15 protein-coding genes are annotated in these 15734 nt (G+C 71.4%); 7 read left to right on the plus strand and 8 right to left on the minus strand.

Features of this window, described 5'->3' with window-relative positions:
• Positions 1–747: an SDR family NAD(P)-dependent oxidoreductase gene (locus tag ACZ7L4_RS36340; RefSeq protein ID WP_472109296.1), complete on the plus strand. Its 747-nt coding sequence runs from the start codon at positions 1–3 to the stop codon at positions 745–747.
• A 12-nt stretch (positions 748–759) separates the two neighbouring features.
• Positions 760–1491 carry an SAM-dependent methyltransferase gene (locus tag ACZ7L4_RS36345; RefSeq protein ID WP_472109298.1) on the plus strand — a complete coding sequence of 244 codons (732 nt, stop codon included), beginning with the start codon at positions 760–762 and terminating at the stop codon, positions 1489–1491.
• Between the two features lie 38 nt (positions 1492–1529).
• On the opposite strand, the gene ACZ7L4_RS36350 is transcribed toward ACZ7L4_RS36345, so the two are convergent.
• Positions 1530–2687 (minus strand): acyl-CoA dehydrogenase, encoded by a 1158-nt coding sequence (locus ACZ7L4_RS36350; RefSeq protein ID WP_472109300.1) that lies wholly within the window; start codon positions 2685–2687, stop codon positions 1530–1532.
• Positions 2688–2879: 192 nt separating this feature from the next.
• Here ACZ7L4_RS36350 and ACZ7L4_RS36355 point away from each other — a divergent pair, with 192 nt between their 5' ends.
• On the plus strand, positions 2880–4205 hold the full coding sequence (locus tag ACZ7L4_RS36355) for a UDP-glucose dehydrogenase family protein (RefSeq protein ID WP_472109302.1): 1326 nt from the start codon (positions 2880–2882) through the stop codon (positions 4203–4205).
• A 15-nt stretch (positions 4206–4220) separates the two neighbouring features.
• Here the strand turns inward: ACZ7L4_RS36355 and ACZ7L4_RS36360 are convergent, their stop codons facing one another.
• Complete coding sequence (locus tag ACZ7L4_RS36360; RefSeq protein WP_472109304.1) at positions 4221–4724, minus strand: CGNR zinc finger domain-containing protein; 504 nt, start codon at positions 4722–4724, stop codon at positions 4221–4223.
• 87 nt (positions 4725–4811) lie between these two features.
• On the opposite strand from ACZ7L4_RS36360, the gene ACZ7L4_RS36365 reads away from it, so the two are divergent.
• Together ACZ7L4_RS36365 and ACZ7L4_RS36370 are read left to right on the plus strand one after the other, a co-directional pair.
• On the plus strand, positions 4812–5177 hold the full coding sequence (locus ACZ7L4_RS36365) for a VOC family protein (protein WP_472109305.1): 366 nt from the start codon (positions 4812–4814) through the stop codon (positions 5175–5177).
• Between the two features lie 40 nt (positions 5178–5217).
• The gene (locus ACZ7L4_RS36370; protein WP_472109306.1) at positions 5218–5604 is read left to right on the plus strand and encodes a VOC family protein; all 387 of its coding nucleotides are present in this window, start codon (positions 5218–5220) and stop codon (positions 5602–5604) included.
• 16 nt (positions 5605–5620) lie between these two features.
• On the opposite strand, the gene ACZ7L4_RS36375 is transcribed toward ACZ7L4_RS36370, so the two are convergent.
• The 4 genes from ACZ7L4_RS36375 to ACZ7L4_RS36390 all read right to left on the minus strand — a co-directional run bounded on the left by ACZ7L4_RS36375 (position 5621) and on the right by ACZ7L4_RS36390 (position 10943).
• Positions 5621–6811, minus strand: a complete 1191-nt coding sequence (locus tag ACZ7L4_RS36375; RefSeq protein WP_472109308.1) for a dipeptidase — start codon at positions 6809–6811, stop codon at positions 5621–5623.
• A gap of 1200 nt (positions 6812–8011) precedes the next feature.
• Positions 8012–9199, minus strand: coding sequence for a dipeptidase (locus ACZ7L4_RS36380; RefSeq protein ID WP_472109309.1), 1188 nt, complete (start codon positions 9197–9199; stop codon positions 8012–8014).
• 5 nt (positions 9200–9204) lie between these two features.
• Positions 9205–9744 carry a 5-(carboxyamino)imidazole ribonucleotide mutase gene (gene purE, locus ACZ7L4_RS36385; RefSeq protein WP_472109311.1) on the minus strand — a complete coding sequence of 180 codons (540 nt, stop codon included), beginning with the start codon at positions 9742–9744 and terminating at the stop codon, positions 9205–9207.
• Complete coding sequence (locus ACZ7L4_RS36390) at positions 9741–10943, minus strand: 5-(carboxyamino)imidazole ribonucleotide synthase (RefSeq protein ID WP_472109313.1); 1203 nt, start codon at positions 10941–10943, stop codon at positions 9741–9743. The genes purE and ACZ7L4_RS36390 overlap by 4 nt, the downstream gene beginning before the upstream one ends.
• A gap of 125 nt (positions 10944–11068) precedes the next feature.
• Here ACZ7L4_RS36390 and ACZ7L4_RS36395 point away from each other — a divergent pair, with 125 nt between their 5' ends.
• Positions 11069–11614 (plus strand): GtrA family protein, encoded by a 546-nt coding sequence (locus tag ACZ7L4_RS36395; protein WP_472109315.1) that lies wholly within the window; start codon positions 11069–11071, stop codon positions 11612–11614.
• Here the strand turns inward: ACZ7L4_RS36395 and ACZ7L4_RS36400 are convergent.
• Both ACZ7L4_RS36400 and ACZ7L4_RS36405 read right to left on the minus strand, forming a co-directional pair.
• Positions 11607–12881, minus strand: coding sequence for an ATP-binding protein (locus ACZ7L4_RS36400; protein ID WP_472109317.1), 1275 nt, complete (start codon positions 12879–12881; stop codon positions 11607–11609). The genes ACZ7L4_RS36395 and ACZ7L4_RS36400 overlap by 8 nt on opposite strands.
• A 204-nt stretch (positions 12882–13085) precedes the next feature.
• Complete coding sequence (locus ACZ7L4_RS36405; protein ID WP_399237506.1) at positions 13086–13763, minus strand: response regulator transcription factor; 678 nt, start codon at positions 13761–13763, stop codon at positions 13086–13088.
• 456 nt (positions 13764–14219) lie between these two features.
• Here ACZ7L4_RS36405 and ACZ7L4_RS36410 point away from each other — a divergent pair, with 456 nt between their 5' ends.
• The gene (locus ACZ7L4_RS36410; protein WP_472109319.1) at positions 14220–15719 is read left to right on the plus strand and encodes a peptide MFS transporter; all 1500 of its coding nucleotides are present in this window, start codon (positions 14220–14222) and stop codon (positions 15717–15719) included.
• The last annotated feature ends 15 nt before the right edge of the window (positions 15720–15734 follow it).

Consider the following 15734-nt stretch of genomic DNA (forward strand, 5'->3'; position numbering starts at 1 on the left):
ATGACGTCCGCTGTCGTACTCGGTGCCGCCGGTGGGGTCGGCCGGGCGATCGTCGCCCGGCTCGCCACCGGCGGTTCGCATGTGGTCGCGGTCGACCTGGACCCGGCGGTGCGTCAACTCCCAGGCGTTTACGCCGCGTTGGAGGCCGACGCCACCCAACCGGCCACCCTCGCGCAGGCCTTCGACGCCGCACCCGAGCCGCCCGCCGTGCTGGTGCACGCACTGCTGCACGAACTGCGGGCGCCGCTCGGGGAGTTGACCCCGGCGCAGTGGCACAAGGTGTTCGACGTCGGGCTCGTCTCCGCTTGGCAGGCGGCCGCCGAGCTGGTGCGACGCAAGCCCTCGGGCGGTCCCGCCTCCGTGGTCCTCGTCGGCTCGGTGCACGCGCACGGCGCGGCGCCCGACTGCGCGCCGTACGCCGTCGCGAAGGCGGGCCTTGGCGCGCTCGCCCGTGCGGCGGCCACCGAGTGGGGGCCGCTCGGCGTGCGCACCAATGTCGTGGAGCCGGGCTTCGTGCCCGTCGAGCGCAATGCCCACCGCTGGCGCGACCCGGTCGCACGCGCCCGGGTCGAGGCCGACTACCCGCTCGGCCGCCTCTGCTCCCCGGAAGAGATCGCCGACGTCGTCGCCTTCCTGGCCGGCCCCACCTCCTCGTACGTCAACGGGGTCTGCCTGCCCGTGGACGGCGGCTACCTCGCGGCGCTGCCGGAAGTCACAAAAGGTGATGCGGCGGGCCCCCGCTCCTGACACTCTGCGCCGATGGATCGCGAAGAGATCTCCCGCATCGCCCACACCGACCACCCCATCAAGGCCCCGCTCGGCGACGACTCCGTGCGTGAGCTGCTGCGGCACGCCCTGCCGCGCGGCGACGAGCGCGTCCTCGATCTCGGCTGCGGCCCCGCCGAGTGGCTGCTGCGCGCCCTCGCCGACCGGCCCGGCGTCCGGGCCGAGGGGATCGACCTGGACGAGGGCGCGCTGGCGGAGGCGCGCGAGCGGGCGGAGGCGGCGGGCGTGGCCGACCGGCTCACGCTGCACCACAAGGCGGCCGAGGACCTCGTGCCGGAGAAGCCGTACGACGCGGTGCTCAGCGTCGGCGCCGCGCACGCCTTCGGCGGCCTGCTGCCCACCCTCGAAGCGGCCCGCGCACACCTGGCCCCGGGCGGCCGCGCCCTGATCGGCGACGGCTACTGGGAGGCCGCCCCCTCCCCCGAGGCCGTCGACATGCTCGGCGACTTCGCCGACCTGCCGACCACGCTCGACAAGGTCTCCGAGGCGGGCTGGACCCCGGTCGCGGCGCACCTCAGCACGCGGCACGAGCTGGACGCGTACGAATGGTCCTGGCTCGGCTCCGTCGCGAACCACGCCCTCGACACCGACAGCCCCGAACTCCTGGCCCTGGTCACCGAACGCCGCACGGAATGGCTCCGCACCTACCGCCACTCCTTCGGCTTCGCGTGCCTGGTGCTGCGCAGGACGCACGAAGGCCCCTGAACCGTGCGGGTGATCAGGGGCCTTCGGCGTGCGGGGTGTTACGGCAGGTTGCGCGCCATCACGATGCGCTGGACCTGGTTCGTGCCCTCGTAGATTTGGGTGATCTTGGCGTCGCGCATCATGCGCTCGACCGGGTAGTCGCGGGTGTAGCCGTAGCCGCCGAGGAGCTGGACGGCGTCCGTGGTGACCTCCATCGCGACGTCCGAGGCGAAGCACTTGGCGGCGGCGCCCTGGAAGGTGAGGTCCTTGTCGCCGCGCTCCGACTTGGCGGCGGCTGCGTAGGTCAGTTGGCGGGCGGCCTCGATCTTCATGGCCATGTCCGCGAGCATGAACTGGATGCCCTGGAAGTCGCCGATCGGCTTGCCGAACTGCTTGCGCTCCTGGACGTAGCCCTTGGCGTAGTCGAGGGCGCCCTGCGCGACACCGAGCGCCTGCGCGGCGATCGTGATGCGGGTGTGGTCGAGGGTCTTCATCGCCGTGGCGAAGCCGGTGCCCTCGGCGCCGATCATGCGGTCGGCGGGGATGCGGACGTTGTCGAGGTAGACCTCGCGGGTCGGCGAGCCCTTGATGCCGAGCTTCTTCTCCGGGGCGCCGAAGGAGACGCCCTCGTCGGACTTCTCGACGACGAAGGCGGAGATGCCCTTCGAGCGCTTCTCGGGGTCCGTGACCGCCATGACCGTGTAGTACTCGGACTCGCCGGCGTTCGTGATCCAGCGCTTCACGCCGTTGAGGACCCAGGAGTCGCCGTCGCGCACCGCGCGGGTCTTCATGCCCGCGGCGTCCGAACCGGCGTCCGGCTCGCTCAGGCAGTACGAGAACATGCCGTCGCCCTTGGCCAGCGGGCCCAGGTACTTCTTCTTCAGCTCCTCGGAGCCGGAGAGGATCACGGGGAGGGAGCCGAGCTTGTTCACGGCGGGGATCAGGGAGGACGAGCAGCAGACGCGCGCCACCTCCTCGATCACGATGACCGTGGCGAGCGCGTCGGCGCCCGCGCCGCCGTATTCCTCGGGGACGTGCACGGCGTGCAGGTCCGAGGCCGTGAGCGCGTCGAGGGCCTCGCGCGGGAAGCGCGCCTCCTCGTCCACGGCCGCGGCGTGCGGGGCGATCTTCGCCTCGGCCAGCGCGCGGATCGTCTCGCGGAGCATGTCGTGCTCCTCGGACGGGCGGTACAGGTCGAAGTCAGCCGATCCGGCCAAGGTCTCTCACGCTCCAAGCCACGCTTTTACTGATGCTAATTACCGTTAAGTAACCCGAATCTTAGGTCGCGGCCCACTGCGCGGATACGTGAGCTATGCGACAACGGTGAAGTTGCCCGGTGAGGCGCCTCCACATGCCACGGCTATGCTCGGCAGCGCCCTGAAGCACCCACACCTCTGGAGCCCCCCGATATGGCCCTCAAGATCACCGTGATCGGCACCGGCTACCTCGGCGCGACACACGCCGCAGCCATGGCCGAGCTCGGCTTCGAGGTGCTCGGCCTGGACGTCGTGCCCGAGAAGATCGACATGCTCACGCGGGGCGAGGTCCCGATGTACGAGCCCGGCCTCGAGGACCTCCTGCGCCGGCACGTCGAGGGGTTCGAGGGTTCGAGCGGCCGGCTGCGCTTCACGATGGACTTCGCCGAGGCCGGCGCGTTCGGCGACGTGCACTTCGTGTGCGTGAACACGCCGCAGAAGCACGGCGAGTACGGCTGCGACATGTCCTACGTCGACGCCGCCTTCGCCTCGCTCGCGCCGCACCTGAAGGAGAGCGCGCTCGTCGTCGGCAAGTCGACCGTGCCGGTCGGCTCGGCGGCCCGCCTCACCGAACTGCTGCCGCAGCACGCGGAGTTGGCCTGGAACCCGGAGTTCCTGCGCGAGGGCTTCGCCGTGAACGACACGCTGCACCCGGACCGCATCGTGGTCGGCGTGAACAGCGAGCGGGCCGAGCAGCTGCTGCGCGAGGTGTACGCGAAGCCGCTCGCCGAGGGCACGCCGTTCATCGTGACGGACTACCCGACGGCCGAGCTGGTGAAGACCTCGGCGAACTCCTTCCTCGCCACGAAGATCTCCTTCATCAACGCGATGGCCGAGGTCTGCGAGGCGGGCGGCGGCGACGTCGCGAAGCTCGCCGAAGCGATCGGCTACGACGAGCGGATCGGGCACAAGTTCCTGCGCGCCGGGATCGGCTTCGGCGGCGGCTGCCTGCCGAAGGACATCCGCGCGTTCATGGCGCGCGCCGGTGAGCTGGGCGCCGACCAGGCGCTGACGTTCCTTCGCGAGATCGACTCCATCAACATGCGGCGCCGCGGCGCGATGGTCGAGATGGCCCGCGAGGCGCTCGGCGGCGGCGCGTTCCTGGGCAAGCGGGTGGCTGTCCTCGGAGCTACTTTCAAGCCGGACTCCGACGACGTACGCGACTCCCCTGCCCTCAACGTCGCCGGCCAGATCCACCTCCAGGGCGGCCAGGTCACGGTCTACGACCCGAAGGGCATGGACAACGCGCGGCGCGTGTTCCCGACGCTCGGCTACGCGGACTCGGCCCTCGAGGCGGTGCGCGGCGCGGACATCGTGCTGCACCTCACCGAGTGGCGCGAGTTCCGCGAGCTGGACCCGGCGGAGCTGGCCAAGGTCGCCGCGAGCCCGGTCCTCCTGGACGGCCGCAACGCGCTGGACAGTGCGCTGTGGCGGGCCGCCGGGTGGACGTACCGGGCGATGGGCCGCCCGTCCGCGTAACCCTTCTTCGAGGTACTACTTGGCGCGGTAGCGCCGCATCTTCGCCCGGGCCCCGCAGACCGCCATGTCGCACCAGCGACCGCGGCCCGCGGGGCTCCGGTCGTAGTACGCCCAGTGGCAGTCGGCCGCCTCGCAGGCCTTGAGCCGCGCCCAGGTGCCGTCGCCGCGCGCCTCGGCGATGGCCGCCGCGACCCGCCCGGCCAGCGACTTCGGGTCGACCGGGACCAGGCTCGCCGCGCCGTCCCGCCCGTCGACGACCACCCGCAGCGGGACCGGGGCGAGCAGCTCGCTCAGCGGGGTCACGGTGCGGTGCGGCGGATGGCCCGCGTGGGCCAGGCACACCGCGCGCAGCGACTCGCGCAGCTCTCGCGCGTCGTCGACCTCGGCCGCCGCGATGCCGAAGCGCTCGCGCTCCTCGGCCCGGTCCAGCGCGTCCTCGCCCGTCGTGATGTCGAGCAGCGTGTTCACCAGGGCCTCGATCAGGGCGAGGCCGCCGGGTGCGGTCTGACGGGCATTCATGGTTGCGACGTTACCCCCAGTGCGGGAGTATGCAGTAACGCCGAAGTTACCGGTTGGCCCCGTATAGGGGTAACACGAGGAGGCATCATGCCCATCGCACAACTCGGAGTCGTCGTCCTGGACTGTCCGCGGCCGCGCGAGCTGGCGGAGTTCTACGCGGCCGTGCTCGGCGGCAGCGTCACGGGGGAAGAGGAGGACTGGGTCGACGTGAAGGCGCCGGGCGGCCACGCGCTCGCGTTCCAGAAGGCGCCCGGGTACGCGGCGCCCTCCTGGCCCGCCGCCGACCACGACTCGCAGCAGTTCCACCTCGATCTGACCGTGGAGGACCTGGACGCGGCGGAGAAGGAGGTACTCGCGCTGGGGGCCACGGTGCTCGAGGCGGAGGACCGTTCGCGCAGCTGGCGGGTTTACGCGGACCCGGCAGGGCACCCGTTCTGCCTCTGCGCCTGCTGATCCTTCCGCGCCTGCTGTCCTTCCGACCGAGGGAGCCTTCATGGCCTTCGCGAAAATCGGCACCATCGCCTACGACTGCCCCGACCCGCTCGCGCTCGCCGAGTTCTACGCGGCCGTGCTCGGCGGCGAGATCGAGAACTACGAGGGCAAGGGGTACTGGTACAACCTGTACCCGCCGGGCGGGCAGCGGCTGTCCTTCCAGCGGGTCCCGGACCACAAGCCCCCGCAGTGGCCCGCCGCCGACCACGACTCGCAGCAGTTGCACCTCGACCTCGACGTGGCGGACATCGAGGCCGCGCAGGAGCAGGTCCTCGCCCTCGGCGCGGTGCCGCTCGACCTGGACGACGAGGGCGGCGCCCGTGACTTCCGGGTGTACGCGGATCCGGCGGGGCATCCGTTCTGCCTGATCCGGCCGGACGCGGGTTAGCGGCCGGGCCGGGGGGCTACGGCTCCGGGGTCGCCGTCGACGGGCCGCGGCGGTGCCGTGCGGCGCGGGCGGCGAACTCCGTGCTGCGCAGCACCCGTTGGACGTTGCCCCAGGTGAGGAGGGCGAGGTCGGCGTCGGTCCAGCTGCGGGCCTGGAGTTCCGCGATCAGGGCCGGGTAGCCGGCGACGTCGGCGAGGCCCTCCGGGTGCGCGTCCCCGGTGTCGTACGTCCCGGAGAGGCCCACCGACTCGGGGCCCGCGAGGCGGTGGACGTGGTCGATGTGGTCGGCCACGTCGCGCAGGGCCGGGCCGGTGCGGTCGGCCGAGCACGGCACGAGGCACAGTCCCCGGCTCTCGCCCAGGGCGCCGAGGAGTTCGTCCGGGGCGTTGTCCGGGTGGTGGTTCAGGGCGCGGGCGCCGGAGCGGGTCAGGACGACCGGGGCCTTGGAGACGGCGAGGACGCGGGCGGCGGTCGCGGCGGAGGCGCCGGTGAGGTCGATGAGGAGGCCGAGCCGGTTCATCTCCCGTACGACCTCCTCGCCGAACCGGGTCAGGCCGTCGTCCGACGCCCATGAGGTGCCGCTCAGCGTGAGGGCGCGCAGGCCGAGGGCGTGCAGGGAGCGCAGCGTGCCGAGCGAGTCCGCCGCCGCGGAGGCCGGGGCGGGGCCGACGAGGACGGCGATCCGGCCGTGGGCGCGGGCGTCGGCGGTGTCCGAGGCGGAGCGGGCGAGGCGGAGGTCCTCCGGGTGGGCGGCCACGATGCCGATGATCAGGTCGATCTGTTCCAGCGTCGAGGTGACCGGGGCGTCCGGGTCCACGTGCGGTGCCCACAGCTGTGCGCCGGTGCCGCCCGCGCGCAGCCTCGGCAGATCGGCCTCCACGGCGCTCTCGCCCAGCTCCAGGTCGTACCAGGGGAGGGTGCGCAGCACCTGCGGGAGCCCGCAGTACCCGTCGGCCACGGGGTGGCGGGCGAGGAGGGCGTGGGGTGGGGTTGCGGAAGGCTCGGTGGGGGGTGCGGTTGCGGAGGGCGCGGTGTGGGGTGCGGTTTCGGAGGGCGCGGTGCCCGCGGCGGCCGGGACGTGGCCTGCGGGCGCGGGTCTCGCGAGGTCGGAGGGGTCGGAGGGGGCGCCCTCCTCGGCGGTGGACCTGGTGGTTTCCAGGTCACCGGCCTCGGCGGGAGCGCTGAGCTCGTCCTGTAGGTCTGCCATGGCAGGGCTCCGGACGTCGGTGGGACAGTCGTTCGAACCACCGTTGCACGGGGTGGGGGCGGGGTCTCGGCGAGCGGTGCCGTTCGGGTGGGCGGGGTGGTTGTTGGGCGGCGGCTGGGGTTGAGCTGGGTCGGGGTTGGCGCCGCCCGCGGCCGTTGCGCGGCGCCGGGGGGGGCTGGATCGGGGCCGACGCCCCACACCTCGCGACGCGCAGTGCCTGCCCTCCGCTCCAACCACGCCGATCCCTCGCCCATCTCCCACCCGCCCGCCCCCTCCGGGGGCTACGGCCCCACCGGGACCCAGGGGCTGCGCCGCCACCGACGTCGGCGTAACGGCTGCGCAGCACTGGGCGCCCCGGCACGGGGTCGACGCCAACGTCCGATGTACGGCACCGAGGCCGGCGAAAGTGGGCTCGGCGCCAACCGCACCCGGCACGCGGCACCGAGGGCGGCCCTGCCGGGGCCGACGCCCCCACGCCTCGATACGCGGCACCAGCCCGCCACTCCAACCATCCCGATCCCCCGCCCCCTCCGGGGGCTACAGCCCACCGGGACCCAGCGGCTGCACCGACACCAACACCAGCCGCGACGGCTGCGCGACACCGGCGCCGGGGCAAGAAGACGGGGGCGACGCCAACCGTGCCCATACGCGGCACCGGGGGCCGCCTTGCCCACCCTGCCGCCCAAGGCGGCAGATTGCCCAAGGCGGTGACAGCCGACCGCGACCGCACGGAAACCGTGGCCGGCGGACGCCCCGAAGCGGGCAGGCTCGGCCGCCTCGGGTGGGCAGTCGGTCCGGCCGAAGATTGCCCAAGACGGTGCAGTCGCCCCCGGCGGCCGGGAAGCCGTGGTCGGCGGACGCCCCGAAGCGACCAGGCTCAGCCGACCCGGGTGGGCAAGCGCCCCTAGCCGCGCCGGTCGTCGCCGGTGAAGTGCCGGGACCCGGTGGGCCGAAGCCCCTGGAGGGGGCGGGTGGGTGGGAGATAGGCGGAGGCCGTGAGCGAGAGGCAAGCGGAAGGGAAGAGGAGAGTCCTGCGCGAGGAGGCGGTAACCGGGCAGGGAAGCGCGCCGCTCGGTGGGCTACCGGCAGCCCCGGGCTACCGGAAGTCCCGGCTATCCGAAACCCCGGGCCACCCGAGCCCACCCACAGGTCGCCCCCGGTCGACCGCAACCACCCACCCGGTCCGGCAGAGCGCCCCCGTTACCCGTCCAGCTGGGACAGCGTCGCGTTCGACGGGCCCCGGCGGGTCCGGAGGTCGGCCGCCACCGATTCCGCGTCGCCGAGGACGCGCACCGCGTTGCGCCACGTCAGCTTGGAGAGGTCGTCCCGGGACCAGCCCCGGTCGAGGAGCTCGGCGATCAGGTTCGGATAGCCGGAGACGTCGTTCAGGCCGTCCGGCGTGAACGCCGTGCCGTCGTAGTCGCCGCCGATCCCGATGTGGTCGATGCCCGCGACCTCGCGCATGTGGTCGAGGTGGTCGGCGACGGTCGAGACCGTGGCGACCGGGCGCGGCCGCGCCTCCTCGAAGGCGCGGTGCAGCTTCATCGCCTCCGGGGACGTGTCCAGGTGGTGGTAGCCGTGGGAGCGCAGGTTCTCGTCCGCCGCGGCCGTCCAGTCGACCGCCGCCTGCAACACGAACTTCGGGACGAACGTGGCCATCGCAACCCCACCGTTCCCCGGCAGCCGCTCAAGCACGTCGTCCGGGATGTTGCGCGGGTGGTCGCACACCGCGCGGGACGAGGAGTGGGAGAAGATCACGGGCGCCTCGGACACGTCGAGCGCCGCCCGCATCGTCGTCGCCGCGACGTGCGAGAGGTCGACCAGCATGCCCTCGCGGTTCATCTCGCGGACGACCTCGCGGCCGAAGGCGGAGAGGCCGCCGACGCCGGGCTCGTCCGTCGCCGAGTCCGCCCACGCGATGTTGTCGTTGTGCGTGAGCGTCATGTAGCGCACGCCCAGCGCGTACAACGCCCGCAGCGTGGCGAGGGAGTTGTTGATCGAGTGGCCGCCCTCGGCGCCCTTGAGCGACGCGATACGGCCCTCGCGGCGCGCGGCCTCCATGTCCGCGGCCGTGCGCGCCTCCCGCAGCTCACCCGCGTACCGGGCGGTCAACTGGTCGACGCAGTCGATCTGTTCGAGCGTGGCGGACACCGCCGCGTCACCGGTCAGGTCCGTGCGGACGTACACCGACCAGAACTGTGCGCCGACGCCGCCGGCCCTCAGCCGCGCCAGGTCCGTGTGCAGGTGGGCGCTCTGGTCGGTGGCGATGTCGCGCGCGTCGATGTCGTACGTGACCTGCTCGCGCAGCGCCCACGGCAGGTCGTTGTGCCCGTCGACGACCGGGAACTCGGCGAGGATCGCCCGGGCCCGCTCCAGCGCGTCCGTCATGCCGCTCACTTCCCGAAGCCGAAGCCGGTGCCCGAACCCTCGACCTTGGCCCGCAGCCGCTTGCCCTTCTCGGTCGCCTGGTCGTTCAGCTCCTGCTGGAAGTCCTTCATGCGGCCGAGGAGTTCCTCGTCGTGCGCGGCCAGCATGCGCGCCGCGAGCAGGCCCGCGTTGCGCGCGCCGCCGACGGACACCGTCGCGACCGGGACGCCCGCCGGCATCTGCACGATGGAGAGCAAGGAGTCCATGCCGTCGAGGTACTTGAGCGGGACCGGGACACCGATCACCGGCAGCGGCGTCACCGACGCCAGCATGCCGGGCAGGTGGGCCGCGCCGCCCGCGCCCGCGATGATCGCCTTGAGTCCGCGCCCGGCGGCCTGCTCCCCGTACGCGATCATCTCGTGCGGCATCCGGTGCGCGGAGACGACGTCGACCTCGTAGGGGATCTCGAACTCGTCGAGGGCCTTGGCCGCGGCCTCCATGACGGGCCAGTCGGAGTCCGAGCCCATGACGATCCCGACGACGGGTCCCACTGCGGCGCTGCTCATTCGGTGATCGTGCCCCTCAGGTAGCCGGCTGCGTGACGGGCGCGGTCGAGCACCTCGTCCAGATCGTCGCCGTAGGTGTTCACGTGGCCGACCTTGCGGCCGGGCTTCACGTCCTTGCCGTACATGTGGATCTTGAGCTGCGGGTCGCGGGCCATGCAGTGCAGGTACGCGCTGTACATGTCCGGGTAGTCGCCGCCGAGGACATTGCACATGACCGTCCACGTCGCGCGCGGGCGCGGGTCGCCGAGCGGCAGGTCGAGGACGGCGCGGACGTGGTTCGCGAACTGGGACGTGATCGCCCCGTCCTGCGTCCAGTGGCCGGAGTTGTGCGGGCGCATCGCCAGTTCGTTGACCAGGATGCGGCCGTCGCGGGTCTCGAAGAGCTCGACCGCGAGGTGGCCGACGACGCCGAGCTCCTGCGCGACGCGAAGGGCCAGCTCCTGCGCCTCGCCTGCGAGCGCCTCGTCAAGCTCGGGCGCGGGCGCGATCACCGTGTCGCAGACGCCGTCGACCTGCTGGGACTCGACGACGGGGTAGGCGACGGCCTGGCCGTGCGGGGAGCGGACGACGTTGGCCGCCAGCTCCCGTACGAAGTCGACCTTCTCCTCGGCGAGGACCGGCACGCCCGCCTTGAACGGGTCCGCGGCGTCGGCCTCGGAGCGTACGAACCAGACGCCCTTGCCGTCGTAGCCGCCGCGCACCGTCTTGAGGATGACGGGGAATCCCTCGCCCTCCTCGGCGAACGCGACCACGTCGGCCGGGTCCTTCACGATGCGGTGGCGCGGGCACGGCACGTCGAGCGACGTGAGCTTCGCGCGCATCTCGCCCTTGTCCTGGGCGTACAGCAGCGCGTCGGGCCCCGGGCGGACGGGGATGCCGTCCGCCTCCAGGGCACGAAGGTGCTCTGTCGGTACGTGCTCGTGATCGAAGGTGATCACGTCGCAGCCGCGCGCGAACGCGCGCAGCGTGTCGAGGTCGCGGTAGTCGCCGACCACGACATCGCCGACGACCTGCGCCGCGGAGTCCTGCGGGGTGTCACTGAGGAGCTTGAACCTGATGCCGAGCGGGATGCCTGCCTCGTGTGTCATACGAGCGAGCTGTCCACCGCCGACCATGCCGACTACGGGGAACGTCACCGGACCAGGGTATCGGCCAATTGACCGGATCCCGTACCCGCCTCTTCCTGTAGGAAAGGACAAGGATCGCCGTCCCCCGACGTCCGGGAGGGCCCCCGGTTAGCATGGCTGGGTCGGTCATGACCGGACGACCGGCCCGGATCACGACCGGCCCGGACCACGAAACGACGGGGGCTGAGGCGACGAATATGGGGATCACCGGACGCACCGGCCGCATCGGGGCACTGCGACAGCGGCTCGCGGGCGTGGCCCGTGAGGTCGCGAAGTTCGGTGTCGTCGGCGCACTGGGCGTCTTCGTGAACTTCGCCGTCTTCAACCTCATGCGGCACAGCACCGACCTCCAGGTGGTGCGGGCCAGCGTGATCGCGACGATCGTCGCCATCGGCTTCAACTACGTGGGGTTCCGCTACTTCACGTACCGCGACCGCGACAAGAGCGGCCGCACCAAGGAACTCACGCTGTTCCTGCTGTTCAGCGCGGCGGGCCTGATCATCGAGAACGGGGTCCTGTACGCGGCGACGTACGGGTTCGGCTGGAACAGCTCGCTGCAGAGCAACATCTTCAAGTTCCTCGGCATGGGCCTCGCGACCCTGTTCCGGTTCTGGTCGTACCGCACGTGGGTGTTCCGGACCCTGCCCGCGCGAGAGGCCGTGGCCAGCGCGGAGTCGTTCCTCGGCGACTCGGAGCCCGCCCGGCCGGTGCGCCCCCGGCCGGAGACCGAGCGCGTCACCTGATCATTTGCTCCTCGTCGCCGTCCGCCGTCTTCTTCATCGGCGTACGGGAGAGGAACAGGCCGAAGACCGGCGGGCTGCCCTGGAGCATTTCGAGGCGGCCGCCGTCGGCCTCCGCCAGGTCGCGGGCGACGGCGAGGCCGATACCCGTCGAATTGCGGCCGCTGATGGTCCGCTCGAAGATCCGCGAACCCAGTTCCGCAGGGACGCCGGGGCCCTCGTCCGTGACCTCGACGATGGCCTGGCTGCCGGTGACCCGGGTGCGCAGGGCGACCGTGCCGCCACCGTGCATCAGGGAGTTCTCGATCAGCGCGGCGAGCACCTGCGCCACCGCGCCCGGGGTGCCGACGGCCGTGAGGTGGCGCTTGCCCGAGGAGACGATCGCGCGGCCGGCGCTGCGATAGGCGGGCCGCCACTCCTCCAGCTGCTGCTTGAGCACCTCGTCCAGGTCGAAGGGGACGGCGGAGCCGGTGCGCGGGTCGCGGGAGTTGGTGAGCAGCCGCTCGACGACGTCGGTGAGCCGCTCGACCTGCGCGAGCGCGATCGTCGCCTCCTCCTTCACCTCGTCGAGGTCCTCGGTCATCGTGATCTCCTCCAGGCGCATGGAGAGCGCCGTGAGCGGCGTACGCAGCTGGTGGGAGGCGTCGGCGGCCAGGCGCCGCTCGGCCGTCAGCATGCGGGCGATGCGCTCCGCCGAACCGTCGAGGACGTCGGCCACGCGGTCCAGCTCGGGGACGCCGTAGCGCTTGTGCCGGGGCCGCGGGTCGCCGGACCCGAGGCGCTCCGCCGTCGAGGCGAGGTCGGTGAGCGGGGACGCGAGGCGGTTGGCCTGGCGTACGGCGAGCAGCACGGCCGCGACGATGGCGAGCAGGGCCACGCCGGCGATGATCAGGAGCGTGCGGCCGACCTCCGTGGTGACGGCCGACCTGGCCTCCTCGACGGTGACCTTCTCGCCCTGCTCGCCCTTGGCCGTGTAGGAGATGACGTCGCCGACGGGTTCCTTGCCGATGGTGAGCGGGGCGCGGCCGGGCATGTCGATCTCGGCGTAGCGGTCCCCGGCGACCTGGTCCTGGAGGATGCTGCCGGTGATCTGTTCCTCGCCGAGGATTCTGCTGTCCACGATGGAGGCGAGGCGGACGGCCTCGGACTCCACGCGTTCCTGGGCGCTGTTGGTGATGGTTCGGGTCTCCACGATGACCAGGGAGACGCCGAAGACGGCGATCACTACCAGGACCACGGCGAGGGTGGAGTTGATCAGTCGGCGACGCATAGGTCTCAGTGTCCCGGATTGGTGCCCGGTACCGGCGTTACGGCCACGGGGCTCCGCCCCGGACCCCGCGCCTCAATCGCCGGCGGGGCTTGATGGAGCAAGCCCGGCGGAGCTTGATCCGGCAAGCCCGGCAGATGTTGGTATTTCAAGCCCCTGCGGCGATTGAGCAGCGGGGTCCGGGGCGGAGCCCCGTGCGGGTGACCTCTAGCTCTTCTCGAAGCGGAACCCGACTCCCCGCACCGTGGCGATGTAGCGCGGGTTCGCCGCGTCGTCGCCCAGCTTTTTGCGGAGCCAGGAGATGTGCATGTCGAGGGTCTTCGTCGAGGACCACCACGTCGTGTCCCAGACCTCGCGCATCAGCTGGTCGCGGGTGACCACGCGGCCCGCGTCCCGGACGAGGACGCGCAGGAGGTCGAACTCCTTGGCCGTGAGCTGGAGTTCCTCGTCGCCCATCCACGCGCGGTGCGACTCGACGTCGATGCGGACGCCGTGCGTGGCCGGGGCCTGGACGGGCTCGGTGGCGCCGCGCCGGAGCAGGGCCCGGACCCGGGCGAGCAGTTCGGCGAGGCGGAAGGGCTTCGTCACGTAGTCGTCGGCGCCGGCGTCGAGGCCGACGACCGTGTCCACCTCGTCCGCGCGGGCGGTGAGGATCAGGACCGGCACCGTGTGCCCCTCGGCGCGCATGCGGCGGGCCACTTCGAGGCCGTCCATCCCCGGCAGTCCGAGGTCGAGCACGACGAGGTCGATGCTTCCCTGCAGTCCGGCGTCGAGGGCGGTGGGGCCGTCCTCGCGCACTTCCACCTCGTAACCCTCCCGGCGCAGGGCACGGGCCAGCGGCTCCGAGATGGACGCGTCGTCCTCGGCGAGCAGTACACGGGTCATGAGGTGATGGTAGTCCGCGGCGGACGACGCCCGTGGGGTGATCGACCACTGCGCCGTCCGGTGGCTAACGGAATTTTTGCCTCCGGGTTCGTTCCCTGGGGTGTCGGGGTGTCATCGTGGGGAACACCTTTGAAACAGTGCGGGCGGTTCCGTGAAGGCCTGTGATCCATCTCTCAAGTCCTTCCATATGCCACTGAGTCGTTCGTAAGGTGATTCAACGCCTGATGCACTACTGGGGGACCTTTGGAGCGCACCGCGCACCCAAGGTCCCTTTCTTGTGTGAGCTGACTCCGTCAGCATTTTTAGGAATGACCTGTGGCCGGGCCCCGCGTGTAAGGAAGCGCGCCGGGTGTGGATCTCGAGCCCACCGCACCGGTGGGCTTCGGTGCCGGCCTCCCCCACGCGGGCGCCGACTCCCCACGAAGGTGCGGCGTCCCGAGCGAGCAAGGAACCCCCATGGCGTCCAGCCTGACGAAGGAAGCCACCGCGCCCGGCGCCGGTGAGAAGACCTTCCTTGGCCACCCTCGCGGCCTGGCCTTTCTGTTTCTGACGGAGATGTGGGAGCGGTACAGCTTCTACGGGATGCGCGCGCTTCTCGTGCTGTACCTGTCGGCCGGCGTGATCGACGGCGGTCTCGGCCTCGATGTCGCCACGGCGACCGCGATCTACTCCGTCTACAACGCCCTTGTGTACCTGCTCGCCCTGCCGGGCGGCTGGCTCGGTGACCGCGTATGGGGTCCCCGCAAGACGACCGCGGTGGGCGCCGCGATCATCATGGCCGGTCACTTCACACTGGCGCTTCCGTGGGCCGGTTCGTTCTACCTCGGCCTCGGCCTGATCGCCGCCGGTTCGGGTCTGCTCAAGGCCAACATCTCGACGATGGTCGGCCACCTGTACCCGGAGAAGAACGACCCGCGTCGTGACGGCGGATTCTCGATCTTCTACATCGCGATCAACGTCGGCGCCTTCTTCGCGCCGCTGACGATCGGCACGGTCGGCCAGACGGTCAACTGGCACCTCGGCTTCGCGATGGCCGGTGTCGGCATGGCGCTCGGCCTGGTCTGCTTCCTGTTCGGTTACCGCTACCTCTCGGGCGAGTCCAACGTCGTCCCGTCGCCGATGAGCGACGACGAGAAGCGCGACCTCTGGAAGAAGAGCGCGATCTGGGCCGTCGTCGCCGTCCTGTTCTACGCCGTCACCGGTGCCGCCGGTGCGCTGACCGTGAACTGGATCCTGTGGCCGCTGACCATCCTCGGCCTGGTCCTGCCGGTCTGGTACCTGGTCAAGATGAAGCGCGACCGCGAGCTGTCGGACACCGAGCAGTCCCGGGTCTCCGCGTACATCTGGTTCTTCATCGTGGCCGCCGTGTTCTGGGGCATCTTCGACCAGTCCGGCTCCACGCTGAACCTGTTCGCCGACAAGGACACCGCGAACACGCTGTTCGGCTTCGAGTTCCCGTCCAGCTGGTTCCAGTCGCTGAACTCGCTGTTCGTCATGGCGCTCGCGCCGGTCTTCGCCTGGCTGTGGCTGTGGCTCAACCGCCGCGGCAAGGAGCCCAGCTCCCTCTCGAAGTTCGCCAACGGCGTCTTCCTGATCGGCCTGTCCTTCTTCGTCATGATGCTCGCCCAGACCGCCGCCTCCGGCGACGCGAAGGTGACCCCGATGTGGCTGGTCATCGTCTACCTGATCCAGACCATCGGTGAGCTCACGCTCTCCCCGGTCGGCCTGTCCCTCACCACGAAGCTGGCGCCGGAGAAGTACGGCTCCCAGATGATGGGCGTCTGGTTCCTGGCCGTCACCGCCGGCGACTCGGTCATCGCCCTGCTCCAGCTGGTCGGCGCACCGACCGGCAGCGAGTGGTGGTTCGCCGCCCAGGGCGCCCTCGCCGTCCTCGCGGGCGTCGCGGTCTTCATGCTCCGCAAGAAGGTCAAGCCGCTGATGGGTGGCGTGCACTAACGCCGCCGTCTCCGG

Source organism: Streptomyces sp. NPDC107575, from assembly GCF_055657265.1.